The organism is Pelomonas parva, from assembly GCF_043555835.1.
GTDB lineage: Bacteria > Pseudomonadota > Gammaproteobacteria > Burkholderiales > Burkholderiaceae_C > Pelomonas > Pelomonas parva.
Window position 1 is genome coordinate 1 of record NZ_JBIGHV010000013.1, and the last position, 14,908, is coordinate 14,908.

Genomic DNA, 14,908 nt, shown 5'->3' on the forward strand with positions numbered 1-14,908 from the left:
TCGACCGCGCCCACCGACCACGGCGCGCTGATCCCCAGCGCCGCTTCAAACACTTTGGCCGTCATCCCGATCCCCGTTTCAGCACCTATCCAGCCGAAATCCTACCCACTCGAATTTTCAGAGAGCCTGTTTCAGACCTTTGCCGAGGAGCGCATCACCGCGGGCGAACCGCCCAAGGGCCTGGAGGCCGCGTGGGCGGCGCGCATCGGCGTCAGCGGTGCGACCTGGTCCATGGCCAAGAGCGGTGCGCGGCCCATCGGCGACAAGCTGGCGCGGCAGATCGAGCACCACTGCGACAAGCCGGCCGGCTGGATCGACGAGGCCCGCGAGCCGGCGGGCCTGACGGCCGCCGAGCAGCAGTTCCTGGCGCTGGCGTTGAAGACCTACCGCAGCACCAACAGCGACGGGCGCAAGAAGCTCAGGCAGTGGTTGAAGGAAGCCGGCCGCCCGGCCTGACAGTCCCGCGTCAGCGCCTCGCAGCGTCTCGCGCCATACTGCCGGCCCATGCGCATCCTCCTCGTCGAAGACGACGAACAACTGGTCGAAACCACTGCCCGCGCGCTGCGGTCGCAGAGCTGGGTCGTGGACTGCTCGGCCCGTGGTGAACCCGTGCCGCGCTCGCTGCGCGAGGATGCGTACGACCTGCTCATCCTGGACATCGGCCTGGCCGGCATCGACGGCTTCGAGACGCTGCGCCGTGTGCGCGCCGAGGGCCTGGCCGTGCCGGTGCTCATCCTCACCGCGCGCGACGCCGTGGAAGACCGCGTGCGTGGCCTGGAGGGCGGTGCGGACGACTACCTCGTCAAGCCCTTTGCGCTGACCGAACTGGTGGCCCGCGCCCGCGCGCTGGTGCGGCGCAGCCAGGCCCGCACCAGCAACCAGCTGCAGCTGGCCCGCCTGCGCATCGACCAGGAGGCTCGCCGCGCCTACATCGACGGCGAGCCGCTGGCACTGTCGGCCCGCGAGTGGGACGTGCTGGGCTTCCTGATGACGCGTGCCGGCAAGGTCGTGCCCAAGGAGCACATCGCGCTGGCCAGCAATGCCTGGGAGCAGGGCGTCAGCGACAACGCCATCGAGGTCTGCCTGTCGCGGCTGCGCGCCAAGATCGAGCCGGGTGGCGTGCAGCTGCGCACGGTGCGCGGCCTGGGTTACCTCCTTGAAGAAATAGGCTGACGTGGGCGCGCGTGGCTGAAGGCTCACGCTCCAGCCTGCACCGCCGCCTCTTCGGCTGGCTGCTGCTGCCGCTGCTGATAGTGCTGCCCGTGCTGGGCACGGCGCTGTACCGCCAGGTGCAGCACAGCGCGCAGAGCTGGCTGGACGAGGGGCTGGAAGACACCGCGCTGACGCTGGCCGGCCAGATCGACCTGCGCAGCGGCGAGCCGCGCATCGACATCAGCGTGACGATGGACCGGGCACTGCGCTTCGACCGCCAGGACGATGTCTTCTACCTCGTGCTCGCGCCGCGCGGCGAGGTGCTGCAGGGCGACGCGGGCCTGGTCGAGCTGCGGCCCCTGCCTCCGCCGCAGCCGGCGGGCAGCGTGCACTACGGCGACGTGCGGCTGCGCGGCCGCGAGCTGCGTCTGGTGCAGCTGGGGCGCGACTGCGGCGATGGCGTCTGCCAGGTGCTGGTGGCCGAGACGCTGCACAAGCGCGACGCGCTGCAGCGCGAGATCACCACTTTCGTCGCGCTCAACGGCGTTGCGCTGGCCGTGCTGCTGGCGCTGGCCGCCGGCTGGGCCATCCGCCAGGGGCTGGCGCCGCTGACCGACCTCAGCACCGAGCTGGAGCGCCGCGACCTGCACCGCCTCACGCCGCTGGCGGCACGCCTGCCGCGCGAGCTGGCGCCGCTGCAGGCGGCCTTCAACCGCCTGTTCGAGCGGCTCAACCGCGCCTCCGAGGCGCAGCGGGAGTTCCTCGCCGACGCCGCCCACCAGTTGCGCACGCCGCTGACCTCGCTGCAGACCGAGATTGAGCTGGCCCTGCTGGAACCGCACGACCCGCGCGTGGACCCGCTGCTGCAGCGCCTGCGCCAGCGCGTCGTGCGCAGCGCGCGGCTGGCGCAGCAGCTGCTGTCGCTGGCCCGTGCCGAGGACCGCAGCGTCGACGTCGGGCAGCGCATCGACCTGCGCGACATCGCCACCGAAAGCGGCCAGGACTGGGCCCACCGCCCGCTGCCGGCCGGCGTGGACCTGGGCTTTGAGCTGGCTGAGGCGCCGGCGCTGGGCCATGCCTTCCTGCTGCGCGAACTGCTGGAGAACCTCATCCACAACGCCGTCAGCTACGCCGGTGCCGGCGCGCGCATCACGGTGCGCTGCGGCAGCGCGCCCGACGGGCCGTGGCTGGAGGTCGAGGACAACGGCCCCGGCATCCCGGCCGCCGACCGCCCGGCGGCGCTGCAGCGCTTTCGGCGCGGCGACCAGGCTGCGGGCACCGGCACGGGCCTGGGCCTGGCCATCGCGGCCGACATCGCTGCCCGCCACGGCGGCCGGCTGGCGCTGCTGGACGCCCACGGCGGCCCGGGCCTGCGCGCCCGGCTGAGCCTGCCGCACCCGTGACATTGCGCGAGCCTTGCCTACGCTGACCGCTGTCCGCCGAGGAGCCCGAGCACCCATGCTGCACGCCCCCATTCCCGCCGATGACGACGCCCGGCTGCAGGCGCTGCGCGAGCTGCTCATCCTCGACACGCCGCCCGAGGAACGTTTCGACCGCCTCGTCGAGTTCGCCGCTGACGAGTTCGACGTGCCGGTGGCCCTGATCAGCCTCATCGACCGCGACCGCCAGTGGTTCAAGGCCCGCGTCGGCATGGACGCCTGCGAGACCTCGCGCGAGATCTCCTTCTGCGGCCACGCCATCCTGCAGCCCGACATCTTCGAGGTGCTGGACGCGACGCGTGACCCACGCTTTGCCGACAACCCCCTGGTCATCGGCGCGCCGCACGTCCGCTTCTATGTCGGCGCGCCGCTGCTGCTGCCGGGTGGCGCGGCGGTGGGCACGCTGTGCCTGATGGACGCCCAGCCGCGTCAGTTCGACGCGATGGATCGTGCCATCCTCGGTACGCTGCGCGATCTCGCCGTGGCCGAGCTGGTGAGCCGGGATCGGGCGGGAGAGCCGCCATGACGCCGCGGGTCACGCCGCGCGGCCGGCTGCTGCTCGTCGAGCCGCAGTTCGTCATGCGCCGCACGGTGTCGACGCTGGCGCGCGACATGGGCCTGGCCGATGTGCAGGAAGCCACCAGCCCGGCCGTCGCGGAGCGGCTGCTGTCCGAGAGCCGCTTCAGTGCGCTGCTCGTCGCCATCGACGAGGCGGGCGAGGCGCTGCAGCTGCTGCAGCGTCTGCGCGGCGGCGAGACGCGCCACCCCGCCGACGTGCCGGTGGCCGTGACGGCTGCGGCCTGCGATGTGGAGCTGGCGATGCGCCTGAAGCAGCTCGACATTCGCCGCTTGCTGCTGAAGCCCTTCAAGGTGCGCGGCATGCTGGAGGTGATCTCGGCGCTGGGTGCGCCCGAGCCGCTGCCTGGGGTCTGAAAAGCCCGGTCGCGCGCCTGCTTTTCGGCGCCTGCTGCGGCGCCCTGCGGCCTAGCATGGCTGATCCATGCTCCGTCCTGCCCTCATTCCCGCTGCGCTGCTGGCACTCCTGCTGGTCGGCTGCGGCACGCCTGGCCGGCCGCTGCCCATGGTCATCGGCGATGCCGACGCGCTGCAGATGCGCGCCTGGGTGCCCGACGCGCTGCGCGCGCAGGTCGCCGTGGCGCCGGTGCGCGGCGGCGCGGAGACCGGCCGCTGGTGGGGCTCGCTGGTCAGCGCTGGCGTGCTGCAGCATGCGCTGGAGGAGTCGCTGCACGCCGTCGGCATGCGTGTGCTCGCGCCGGAGCCGGCGCCGCGCTTCGAGCTGCAGGCCCACATGGTGCTGCTGGAGCAGCCGCTCGTGCCGGCCGCCGGCGTCACCGTGGGCGTGGCCGTGAACTACGTGCTGACCGACAAGGCCAGCGGCCGCGTGGTCTACCAGCGCCGCCTCTACAACCAGGAAGAGGCCGGCCTGGGCGACGCCATCGTGTCGCCCTCCGAGCGCCTGCGCATCGCCAACGAGCGGGCGCTGCGGGCCAACATCGGGCTGCTGCTGCGCGATCTGGTGACGCTACGTCCCTGACGTCAGCCGCTTCGCTGCAGAGCCAACAGCCGAAGGCGCCAAGCGTCGGCAGGCTACACCCTGTCGGTCATAAATGACCGCCATAGGAGTCTTTGATCAATTGTGATCTGGCGCGTGAAGCTTTCACGCATTGCCAGCGCAACGGATTAAAAGTGGTGACGGCGCCGTAATGCAATCGTTAGCATCCGCTCCGCCCATCACCCCCGGAGACCCCATGTTGCGTCGCGCCTTGATCTGCACCGCTGCCCTGATTTGCCTGAACGCCTCGGCTGCGGATGACGCCCCGCCGACCCCGACGACGCTGAAGGGCGGCAAGGTGATCACCGTCGACGATGCTGCCGCTTTGTCCAAATCCAAGGGGGCGCTGTTCGTCGACACGCGCAGCGCACTGAACTTCGCCAAGGGCCATGTGCCCGGCGCAGTGACGGCGGCCTACAAGGAGAAGAGTGACAGGGTCGAGAAGTTCGACGCCAGCATCGACAGCTTCGACTTCGACAAGATCCCTGCCGACAAGGCCGCCAAGATCGTCTTCTACAGCGATGGCCCCACTGGCTGGAAGTCCTACAAGGCCGCAGTGCTGGCCGTGCAGAAGGGCTACACCCAGGTGATGTACCTGCGCGGCGGGTTCACCGACTGGACCGCGAAGAACCTGCCGGTGGAGCGCTGATCCCATGCTCTCTGCCCTGCAGCGCCAGCTGCCCCGCACCCTGGCCGGACAGACGCGTTTCGGCATTGCCCTGATGCTGCTGGTCGGCGGCGCGTTCCTGGTCGGCGCGCTGCTGATGTCCATGCGCGCCCGCACCGCCATGGACCGGGCCGACCATGCCGAACAGCTGCGCTCGGCGCTGGACCGGACGCTGCGCGGCGTGGGCGAGCTGGTGCTGACCGAGGGCTCCAAGTCGGCGCGCGAGCTGACCGAGGAGTCGCTCAAGGCAGTGGATGAGTGGCTGCCCCAGGCGGCCGCCTCCTCCACGGAGCTGCAGACGCTGCCAGCGCAGTGGGCGCCGCTCAAGGCGGGCGCAACCGCCTTGCTGGCGTTCAAGCGCCCGGCTCCCGATGACGACGAGACGGTGCTTGCCTTCGGCAAGCTCAGCGGCGGCACCGGCGAGTTGCTGCAGCGGGTCGAGGCGGTCGCTGCAGAGGCCTCCACGCAAGCCCGGATCTGGGCACGCCACCTGGAGCGCGCCTTCGTTGCCGGCATCGCGCTGCTCGTCTTCGCCACCATCTGGATGGGTTGGGGATTCGCGCGCCAGTTGCAACGCCGCCTGGGCGCCGACCCGCAGGAGGTCGTGGCCATCCTGCGCAGCGTCGTTGCGGGCGACCTGAGCGCCCCCATCCACGTGCCCGCCGACAGCCAGAAAAGCCTGCTGGCCGAAGTGGCCAAGATGCAGGGCGCGCTGCGCGCCATGGTGGCCACGATCCGGTCCTCGTCCGATGACATCGCGACCTCTTCCGCGCAGATCGCGGCCGGCAACCTGGACCTCAGCCACCGCACGGAACTGACGGCAGCCAACCTGCAGCGCACCGCCTCGGCGACTGAGGAGCTGTTGCGGTCCGTGCAGAACACGGCCGAGACCGCCGCTGGCGCCAGTACGCTGGCCACGGAGGCCTCGGGCATCGCGGCTGCCGGTGGTCAGGCCGTTGGCGAGGTGATCTCGACGATGCAGCGAATCGACGGTGCGTCCCGCAAGATCGCCGACATCATCGGCACGATCGACGGCATCGCCTTCCAGACCAACATCCTGGCGCTCAACGCGGCCGTGGAAGCCGCCCGTGCTGGCGAGCAGGGTCGCGGCTTCGCCGTGGTGGCCGGCGAGGTGCGGGCCCTGGCGCAGCGCAGCGCCCAGGCCGCGAAGGAGATCAAGGACCTGATCGGCAGCAACGTCGCCGAGGTGGCCAGCGGCGCGCAGCTGGTGCAGGCCGCCGGCACGACCATCGGCAACCTCGTGGCCAGTGTGGAGCGCGTGTCGCAGATGATCAATGCGATCTCCACCGCCTCGCGCACGGAGAGCCAGAGCATTGGGAACCTCACGCGCACCGTGGGCGAGCTGGATCAGATGACGCAGCAGAACGCCGCGCTGGTCGAGGAGTCGTCGGCCTCGGCCACTGCGTTGGCCGAGTTGGCCGAACAGCTGGTGCAGACCGTGGGCGTGTTCAGGACGGCCAATTCGCACGACGCGCGCGCCTGAGCGCACGGCCCGTTCGACCTCACATCACCCGGTGGCCAAGCGCCGGCAGCTGCAGGCGCACCTGGGCCAGGCGCGCCGGGTCGACGTCGGCGCAGGCGATGCCTTCGCCCTCGGGCACCACGGCCAGCACCTCGCCCCAGGGGTCCACCACCATGCTGTGGCCCCAGGTGCGGCGGCCGTTCTCGTGCCGGCCGCCCTGCGCCGGGGCGATGACATAACACTGGTTCTCCACGGCGCGGGCGCGCAGCAGCAGCTCCCAGTGCTTCTCGCCGGTCGTGTACGTGAAGGCGGCCGGCACGGCGATCAGGTCGCAGGGGTTGTAGCTGCGGAACAGCTCGGGGAAGCGCAGGTCGTAGCAGACCGAGAGCCCCGTGCGTACGCCGCCGGCGTCGAAGCTCGTGGGCTGGCTGCCGGCCTCCAGCACGCGCGCCTCGTCGTAGCTCTCGCGGCCGTTGTCGTAGGCGAACAGGTGGATCTTGTCGTAGCGCGCCACCCTCTCGCCGGCGGGCGAGAACACCAGCGTCGTGTTGCGCACGCGGTCCGGCGTCTGCGCCTTGATGGGCAGCGTGCCGCCGATGATCCACAGCCCCAGCTCCCGTGCGGTGGCGGCCAGCATGGCCTGGATGGGGCCGTGGCCCAGGTCCTCGGCGATGGCCAGCTTGTCGCTGTCCTGCTGGCCCATCAGGCAGAAGTACTCGGGCAGGGCGGCCAGCTGCGCGCCTTGGGCGGCGGCGGCTTCGAGCAGCCGGCGCGCGGCGAGGAGGTTGGCGCCCAGGTCGGGGCCGGACACCATCTGGAGGGCGGCGATCTTCATGCCGCGAATGGTAGGCCGGGTCGCGCCGTTGGCTTGGCGCCAGGACGAGAATCAGTGCGCCATGCCGTTCCCTCCCTGCCTGCGCCGCCAGCTGCTCGCGCTGCCTTTGGCGGCCGCGCTGCCGCCGGCCCGGGGCGCCGGCCCGCCGCTGACACTGCGCCTGCCCTACCCGGATGCCTACAGCGCCCATGGCCAGTTCTTCGTCGACGTGCTGAAGCTCGCGCTGGCCCGCACCGGCAACGGTGAGCCGCCCCCCACCCTCGTCCATGCGCCCGCCAGCCTGCCGCGCGCGCGGCTGCGCCAGATGCTGCAGGACGGCCAGCTCGACCTGCTGTGGAGCACCACGACGCCCGAGCGCGAGGCGCAGGCGCTGGCGGTGCGCTTCAACCTGCTCAAGGCCACGAACGAGCTGCGCTTCCTGCTCGTGCGGGCCGCCGACCTGCCCAGGCTGCGCGCCGTGCGCACGCTGGATGCGCTGCGCCGGCTGACGGCCGGCGCGGGCACCTACTGGAGCGACGCGCAGATCCTGCGCGCCAACGGCTTCAAGGTGGAGACGACGCCCAAGTTCGACCTGATCTTCCAGATGCTCAAGGCCGGCCGCTTCGATTTCATCCCGCGCACCCGCGAGGAGATCGACGCCGAGTTGCTGCATCACGTCGACAAGGGTTTCGCCGAGCTGCCCGGGCTGGCGCTGCAGTACCGGCAGCCGCTGTACTTCTTCGTCGCGCGGGACAAGCCGCAGCTCGCCGAGCGGCTGCTGCGTGGCCTGAACCTGGCGGCGGCGGACGGCAGCTTCGACGCGCTCTTCATGGCCCAGCCGGGGTTGAGGGCCGGGCTGGCGCAGCTGCGCGCTTACACGGGGCTGCGGTTGCAGCTGAAACCGCTGGAATAGGGCGGGCTGCGACCCGCGTTACGGCGCGCTCGCGGCCCGGGCCGGCCCGTCCACCTTCTCCACCTTCGGGTCGTCCCAGGTGCCGGTGATGTGGAACTCGCGCGTGTTGGCGGCAGCCATCGGCCGGCTCAGGATGAGCTGGGCGAGGAAGGCGCCCAGCGCCACGGCCGGGTTGATGGCCGCGTAGGCCAGCGACGCGCCGCCCGCCGACACCTCGGGCACGACGACGACACGCAGCTTCTGCGTCTCGGCGGCCAGGTCGGTGCTGCCGTCCACCAGCACGGCCGCCTGCAGGCCGCGGATGCGGATGTTGTCGCTGCGGGCCACGCCGGCGGCGATCTGCACGTCGCCGGTCACGCCGTCGAAGGTGAAGCCCTCGGCGAACACGTCACGGAAGTCCAGCAGCAGCCGGCGCGGCAGCGACTGCAGGCTCAGCACGCCCAGCAGCCGGCCCACGCCGGGCTCGGCCTTCAGGAAGGTGCCGGTGTCGAGCTGGATGTTCAGCGCGCCGGCCATGCTGGCGTAGTGCGGGGCCAGCGGCGAGCCGTCCCAGCCCACCTGGCCGGCCAGCTGGCCCTTGCCGCCGCGCAGCACGGGGCTTTCCTTGTTGCCCTGGCCGAGGCGCTCCAGCAGCTTGCCGGCGTCGTGCACGTCGAGCTTCCAGTCCAGCTGCGTGCGCCGCCGGGCGTCCGCGCCCTTGACGGCGGTCCATACACCGCTGGCGTTCAGCGTCGCGTCGGGCGAGGTGATCTGCAGCTTCTGCAGCTGCCAGTCGCGCGCGGCGGCCGGCGCCCGGGCCAGCACCTCCAGGCGGCCCAGGCGCTTGCCGCGCAGCTCGAAGTCGTCGACCTCGATGTCCAGCGACGGTAGCGGGCTGCTGCTGGCGGCGGCCTTGGCCGGGTCCATCAACTCGCTGACCGAGTCGGCCTCGGAGCGCGGCAGCGACAGCCGCGTCAGGCGCGCCTGCACGGCGTCGATCTGGCCGCCGTCCACGCCCTTCAGGTCGATGCGGCCGGTGATCTGCTCGGCGTCGACGTTGAGCCGCCAGTGGTTGCCGTCCCGGGCCACCATGGCGGACACCCGGCCTAGCTGGCGGCCACCCACCTTGAGCGCCTGGCTGCGCAGCGCGATCTGGCTGGGCAGCAGGCCCAGGCCGCCTGCATCGTCGCCGCTGCTGCCGCCGCCGGCCAGCGCGCCCAGGCGCTGCTGCCAGGCATCCAGGTCCAGCGCAGCGACATTGACCTGCAGCAGCACGCCGGTGGCTGGCAGCGCGGGCAGCTTGTCCTGCACGGCCAGCGCGCCGCGCAGCACCTGCGAGGTGGTGCCCGACACATCGCGTTGCACCTGGGCCTGCAGCAGCGGCGCGGCCGGCGTGCCCATCTCCAGCCGCAGCTCGTCGCGGCCGGCGGCGGTGGGCACCACCAGCAGGCGCAGCGGCAGCTGGGCGTCGGCCTCCTTGCGCGCCGGTGCCGGCAGGTCCAGTGCCAGGCCTTGCAGATTGCTGGCGACGCTGATCTCCGTCTGCCCCTCTTTGCCCACGGCCAGCTGGAAGCGGTAGCCCGTCTGGCCGCTGGCGGCCTGGGCCAGCCGCGTCACGGCGCCCAGCTCGGGCGTGCGGCGCAGGCCGTCGGCGGTGGCCTGGCCCTGCACGGCGAAGCGCAGGCTGCCGCCGGGCTGCGTGCCGCCCTCGATGCCGGCGTCGCCGCCCAGCAGCCGCGCCGTCACGCCGGCCAGCTGCAGGCCCTTGCGGTCGAAGTCGATGCGCCCGCGCACGCCGGCCAGCGGTGGCAGCTCGGGGCGCACACGCAGGTCCACGCCGCCCAGCTGCAGCTGGCCCTTCAGCGTGGTCTGGTCGGTGTGGTCCAGCGGAATGGTCAGGCCCAGCTTGAGGCCGACCGGCCCCTGCGCGGCGGTGCTGCTGAGCGCGTGGCCCAGCCATTCGTCCAGCGGCGAGTTGCGCACGAAATTCAGCAGCTCCGTGCCGGCGCCGCGCCCGGTGCCGTCCAGCGCCAGCACGCGGGCGCGGTGCAAGTCCTTGATGCCGCCGTTGACGCCGCTCAGCTCATAGCCCAGCACCCGGGCGCGTCCGTTCCTGATCTCCATGCTGGCGCGGTCGAACACGACCTCGGCGTCCACGCCCTCCATGACCGGCCAGTTGGTGCCGACATCGCTGTGCGGCACATAGGCCAGCGTCACGCCCTGGGCCTGCGTGGCGACGCGGAAGACGCCGCTGGACTTCGGCCCGTCGAACGGGAAGTCCGCCAGCTCGCCCTTGATCCTGACCTGGGCGTTGCGCGCCTCGCCGGCCAGCAGCGCGCGCGCCACATAGCTGCGCGTGGCCGGCAGCCACGGCGGGATGTAGCGCGGCAGGCGGGTCGCATCCAGGCGCTGCACGCGGCCGGTCAGGTCCAGGAAGCCGGGCGTCGTGGCGCCGGCTGGGCGCTTCCAGGCGGCGTCGAACTCGCCGCTGAAGTCGGGCGTCTGCAGAAGCAGGTCGTGCAGTTTCACGCTCACCTCGCCGGGTGTCTTTGCGCCTGGCTGGGGCAGCTGCCAGACCAGCTGCGTGGCCAGCCGCGTGATCGGCAGCCGCGGGTTCTCGAACAGCCCCGGCAGCTCGACCTCGCCGTCCTGCACGGTCAGTTTGGCCGAGCCGCCGCGCTCGCTGGCGTCCAGCGTCATGCTGGCGCCGCGCAGGCCCGGGCGGCCGAGGTGGCCGTCCCGCTGCGCCGCCTTGGCGGCCAGCGCCAGGCCGTCCAGCTGGGCCTTGATGCGGTAGCCGCGCGGCGCGTCCAGCGCGCCCTGCCACTGGCCGGCCAACGCCGTCAGCACGCCCTGCGGCGCCAGCTCGTCCAGCAACTGGTGGGCGCGCGCGCCCAGCGGCAGGCGCTGGCCGATCTGGGCCATCAGCGCAAAGTCCAGCCGCTGCGCGTTGACCTCGCCGCCCAGCACCTCGTCGTTCTTGCCCAGTTGCAGCGTCACGCCCCAGTCCGAACGCGGCCAGGTGACGCCATCGCCGCTGACGAAGCCGAGTTGGCGGGCCTGCAGGCTCAAGGACCCCTTGGCGCGCGCCAGGTCCAGCCGGCCTTCGATGTGGTCCAGGTCCAGCTCCGGCGCGGACTCCAGCACCTTCAGCCGCACCGAGCGCAGCGCCAGGTCCAGCGTCGCGCTGACCGGCTCGCCGTTCCTGATCTGGCCCCAGGCGCGCACGGCGCCATCGCCCTCGCTGAGCTTGAAGGGAAGGTCCACATGGCGCTTGAGCTGGCTCAGGTCGGCACGCGGCAGCTCGGCATACAGCTCGCCGCTCCAGTGCTGGAACTGGCCCGGGCGCTTCAGCAGGCTCTGCGTGAACAGGCCGCGCAGCGTGAAGCGCCGGCCCCAGTCGGCCGGCGGCGTCGCGTCCAGCCGCAACTCGTGGCGGCGCAGGCCGTTGCGCATGATGAAGTTCAGGTCGGACAGCTCCAGCGGCCGGGCCTCGGCGCGTTTCTCGTCCACCCAGCGCACGCGCCCGCCGATGACGGCCAGCTCGGGCTGGCTGAACAGCCAGTCCAGGCCAGCGTCGGTGGCGCCGGTGTCGGCCCGCTCTGCCTCGTCCAGGCCCAGGCCGCCGATGAAGATGCGGCCGGTGGCGTCGCGGCGGATGACCAGCTCGGGCGCGTCGATCAGCATCTGCGAAAAGCGCGGCTGCAGCACCACCAGCGAGTGGGCCGACAGCACGGCAGACACGCGCGGCAGCGTCAGCGCCGGCCGGCCGTTCGGGTCCAGCACGCGCACGTCGCCCAGCTCCATGCGCGGCATCCAGCCACCGCTTTGGACGGTGATGCTGCCGATGCGCAGCTCTATCCCCAAGGCCTTTGAGGCTTCCCTTTCCAGCCAGGGACGCCACTCGTTGGCCTGCGGGAGAATGGCCCAGTGCAACACACCCCAAGCCACCACGCCCAGGCCCCACAGCAGGGCCAGCGCCAGCAACGCCCAGCGCAAAGCCCGCCAGCACAGGCGCAAGGGCCAGCGGGTGGCGCGGGAACAATGGTGGAGGGCGGCCGTGAGGATGTCAGACACGTTGTCTTGGGGCAGTGGGAACCGGCCGGCGGCCAATCTAGCACAGGGATATGAGCGAACTGTTTCCCGTTTTTGCTGAGCACAGCCGCTATGTCCAGCGCATCCGCCGCCGTTATGCCGAGGACTTGCCCCGGCTGCCGGCGGGCCTGCCGGACCGGGCGGTCATCGCCGCGCTGATCGACGACTTGCTGACCGACAGGCAGCTGGGCAGCGCACTGCGCGTGGCCCGCCACCTGGTGCTGGAGCGCCTGGCGGTGCTGGACATTGAACAGGGGGCGAGCGTGGCGGATGTCACGCTGGCGATGACCCACCTGGCCGAGGTCACGCTGGACCGGGCGCTGACCGCCGCCCGCGCCGAGCTGGACGCCATCCACGGCGAGCCGCGCACGGCGGATGGCCGCGACATCGCCTTCTGGGTCATCGGCATGGGCAAGCTGGGCGCGCGCGAGCTGAACGTGTCGTCCGACATCGACCTGATCTATGTCTACGAGGACGACGGTGAGACCCAAGGCCCCAAGCCCATCAGCGCCCACGAGTACTTCGCCAATGTCGCCAAGCGGCTCTATGCGCTGATCGGCGACGTGGTCGACGACGGCCAGGTCTTCCGTGTCGACCTGGCGCTGCGGCCCAACGGCAAGAGCGGCCCGCCGGCCGTGAGCCTCTCCATGCTGGAGGAGTATTTCCTCGTGCAGGGCCGTGAGTGGGAGCGCTTTGCGTGGTTGAAGAGCCGTGTCGTCGCGCCGCTGGCGGGCATGGGCTCGCCCGCCGACCCGCGCACGCTGGCCTTGCGCGATCTCGTCACGCCTTTTGTCTACCGCCGCTATCTGGACTACGGCGTCTTCGAAGGCCTGCGCCAGCTGCACGGCAAGATCCGCAGCGAGGCCAAGGCCCGCGCGGCCGGCCGGCCCGAGCGGGCCAACGACGTCAAGCTGTCGCGCGGCGGCATCCGCGAGATCGAGTTCACCGTGCAGCTGCTGCAGGTGGTGCGCGGCGGCCAGTTCCCCGAGATCCGCACGCGTTCCACCGTCAAGGCGCTGGCCCAGGTTGCTGCGCGCGGGCTGATGAAGGCCGAGACGGCGCAGCGGCTGAGCGAGGCCTATGTCTTCCTGCGCCGCGTCGAGCACCGCATCCAGTTCCTGGACGACCAGCAGACGCATTGCCTGCCGCAGGCCGACGCCGACCTGGCGTGGATCGCCGCTTCGCTGGGCTTGACCTGTTCTCGGGAAACCTGCGAGCTGTTCGAGCAGCTGGGCGAGGTGCGCGAGCTGGTGGCCATGGAGTTCGACGCGCTGCTGCACGAAGGCGGCGCGCCCAAGCCCGGCGGCTGCAAGGGCGGCCAGTGCGGCGGCCCGAGGCCGGCGGTGGACGGCGAGGACTTCCTGCAAGGCCTGCCCGAGCCGCTGGCCCGCGCCGTGCGCGCGCTGGCCGACGGCCCGCGCGTGCAAGGCCTGCGCGAGGAGTCGCGCCAGCGGCTGGCCAAGCTCTTCTACCGCGCCGCACAGGCCGTCGAGGCCGATGAGTGCTCGCTCGATGCGGCGGTGCGCTTCGTCGACTGGGTCGAGCCGCTGCTGCGCCGCGAGAGTTATCTGGCCTTGCTCGTCGAGCGCCCGGCCGTGCAGGCGCGGCTGCTGCGGCTGCTGGGCCTGGCGCGCTGGCCGATGCGCTACCTGATGCAGCACCCGGGCGTCATCGATGAGCTGGCCGACCCGCTGCTGCTGACGGCCCGCTTCGACCGCGAGGCCTTCCGCGCCGACCTGCTGGACCGCGAGCGCGGCTGGGCCCGCAGCGGCCAGGCTGACGAGGAGGCGCTGCTGGACACGCTGCGCCGTGCCCACCATGCCGAGGTGTTCCGCACGCTGGTGCGGGACGTGGAGGGCCGCATCACCGTCGAACAGGTGGCGGATGACCTCTCCTCGCTGGCCGACGCGGTGCTGCAGATCGCCATCGACTGGGCCTGGGCGCGCTTCGGCAAGGCCCACCGCCCCGACCCGCGCCTGGCCGTCATCGCCTACGGCAAGCTGGGCGGCAAGGAGCTGGGCTACGGCGGCGACCTGGACGTGGTGTTCGTCTTCGACGACGACGACGAGAACGCGTCCGAGATCTACGGCGCCTTCCTGCGCCGCCTCATCACCTGGCTGACGCTGCGCACGTCGGCCGGCGAGCTGTTCGACATCGACACGGCGCTGCGGCCGAACGGCAACTCGGGGCTGCTGGTCACTTCGCTGGCGCATTTCGAGGCCTACCAGACGGGCCGGGGCAGCAACACGGCGTGGACCTGGGAGCACCAGGCGATCACGCGGGCGCGCTTCTGCGCCGGCAACGCCGAGCTGGCCGAGCGCTGCGAGGGCGTGCGCCGCCAGGTCTTGACGGCGCCGCGCGACGCCCAGGCGCTGAAGACCGAGGTGCAGGCCATGCGCGAGAAGGTGCGGGCGGCGCGGCCGGTGCGGGCGGGGCTGTTCGACGTGAAGCACAGCGAGGGCGGCATGATGGACGCCGAGTTCGCAGTGCAGGTGCTGGTGCTGGCGCATTCGGCGGCGCATCCGCAGTTGCAGGACGACCTGGGCAATATCGCGTTGCTGCTGTTGGCGGAGACGCTGGAGCTGCTGCCGGCCGGGGTTGGCGTGGCGGCGGCGACGGCTTACCGCGAGTTGCGCAAGGTGCAGCACAGGGCGAGGCTGGATGAGCAGTCGACGGCGTTGGATGAGGAGGCGGCTGCGCCGTTGGCGGTGCATCGGGCGGCTGTCTTGGCGTTGTGGCTCGCGGTTTTTGGTTAGTGGCGAGGCCCATGCCGGGATTTCGCCCCGGCGGGCG

The 14,908-nt window shown here is 71.7% G+C and carries 12 protein-coding genes; 10 read left to right on the forward strand and 2 right to left on the reverse strand.

Going from position 1 to position 14,908, the window contains the following annotated elements; genetic code table 11:
* From ACG00Y_RS26410 to ACG00Y_RS26445, 8 genes are all read left to right on the forward strand, one after another.
* A partial coding sequence (locus tag ACG00Y_RS26410; RefSeq protein ID WP_394484225.1) for a hypothetical protein occupies positions 1–456 on the forward strand: 456 nt, incomplete at its 5' end.
* Positions 457–504: 48 nt separating this feature from the next.
* Entirely contained in the window at positions 505–1,173 is a 669-nt protein-coding gene (locus tag ACG00Y_RS26415; protein ID WP_394484227.1) for a response regulator, read from the forward strand.
* Between the two features lie 11 nt (positions 1,174–1,184).
* Positions 1,185–2,555, forward strand: coding sequence for a sensor histidine kinase (locus ACG00Y_RS26420; RefSeq protein ID WP_394484229.1), 1,371 nt, complete (start codon positions 1,185–1,187; stop codon positions 2,553–2,555).
* Positions 2,556–2,610: 55 nt separating this feature from the next.
* Positions 2,611–3,117: a GAF domain-containing protein gene (locus ACG00Y_RS26425; protein WP_394484231.1), complete on the forward strand. Its 507-nt coding sequence runs from the start codon at positions 2,611–2,613 to the stop codon at positions 3,115–3,117.
* Positions 3,114–3,524: a DNA-binding transcriptional response regulator gene (locus ACG00Y_RS26430; protein WP_394484233.1), complete on the forward strand. Its 411-nt coding sequence runs from the start codon at positions 3,114–3,116 to the stop codon at positions 3,522–3,524. Before ACG00Y_RS26425 ends, ACG00Y_RS26430 begins: the two co-directional genes overlap by 4 nt.
* A gap of 67 nt (positions 3,525–3,591) precedes the next feature.
* The gene (locus tag ACG00Y_RS26435) at positions 3,592–4,146 is read left to right on the forward strand and encodes a hypothetical protein (protein ID WP_394484235.1); all 555 of its coding nucleotides are present in this window, start codon (positions 3,592–3,594) and stop codon (positions 4,144–4,146) included.
* Positions 4,147–4,360: 214 nt separating this feature from the next.
* A complete protein-coding gene (locus tag ACG00Y_RS26440; protein ID WP_394484237.1) occupies positions 4,361–4,813 on the forward strand; it encodes a rhodanese-like domain-containing protein in 453 nt (150 codons plus the stop codon).
* A 4-nt stretch (positions 4,814–4,817) separates the two neighbouring features.
* Complete coding sequence (locus ACG00Y_RS26445; protein WP_394484239.1) at positions 4,818–6,335, forward strand: methyl-accepting chemotaxis protein; 1,518 nt, start codon at positions 4,818–4,820, stop codon at positions 6,333–6,335.
* A gap of 19 nt (positions 6,336–6,354) precedes the next feature.
* Here ACG00Y_RS26445 and ACG00Y_RS26450 read toward each other — a convergent pair whose 3' ends face one another.
* Entirely contained in the window at positions 6,355–7,149 is a 795-nt protein-coding gene (locus tag ACG00Y_RS26450) for a carbon-nitrogen hydrolase family protein (RefSeq protein WP_394484241.1), read from the reverse strand.
* A gap of 61 nt (positions 7,150–7,210) precedes the next feature.
* Here ACG00Y_RS26450 and ACG00Y_RS26455 point away from each other — a divergent pair, with 61 nt between their 5' ends.
* Positions 7,211–8,041 (forward strand): substrate-binding periplasmic protein, encoded by an 831-nt coding sequence (locus ACG00Y_RS26455; RefSeq protein ID WP_394484243.1) that lies wholly within the window; start codon positions 7,211–7,213, stop codon positions 8,039–8,041.
* Positions 8,042–8,059: 18 nt separating this feature from the next.
* Here the strand turns inward: ACG00Y_RS26455 and ACG00Y_RS26460 are convergent, their stop codons facing one another.
* Positions 8,060–12,097 (reverse strand): YhdP family protein, encoded by a 4,038-nt coding sequence (locus ACG00Y_RS26460; protein WP_394484245.1) that lies wholly within the window; start codon positions 12,095–12,097, stop codon positions 8,060–8,062.
* A gap of 50 nt (positions 12,098–12,147) precedes the next feature.
* On the opposite strand from ACG00Y_RS26460, the gene glnE reads away from it, so the two are divergent.
* On the forward strand, positions 12,148–14,871 hold the full coding sequence (glnE, locus tag ACG00Y_RS26465; protein ID WP_394484247.1) for a bifunctional [glutamate--ammonia ligase]-adenylyl-L-tyrosine phosphorylase/[glutamate--ammonia-ligase] adenylyltransferase: 2,724 nt from the start codon (positions 12,148–12,150) through the stop codon (positions 14,869–14,871).
* The last annotated feature ends 37 nt before the right edge of the window (positions 14,872–14,908 follow it).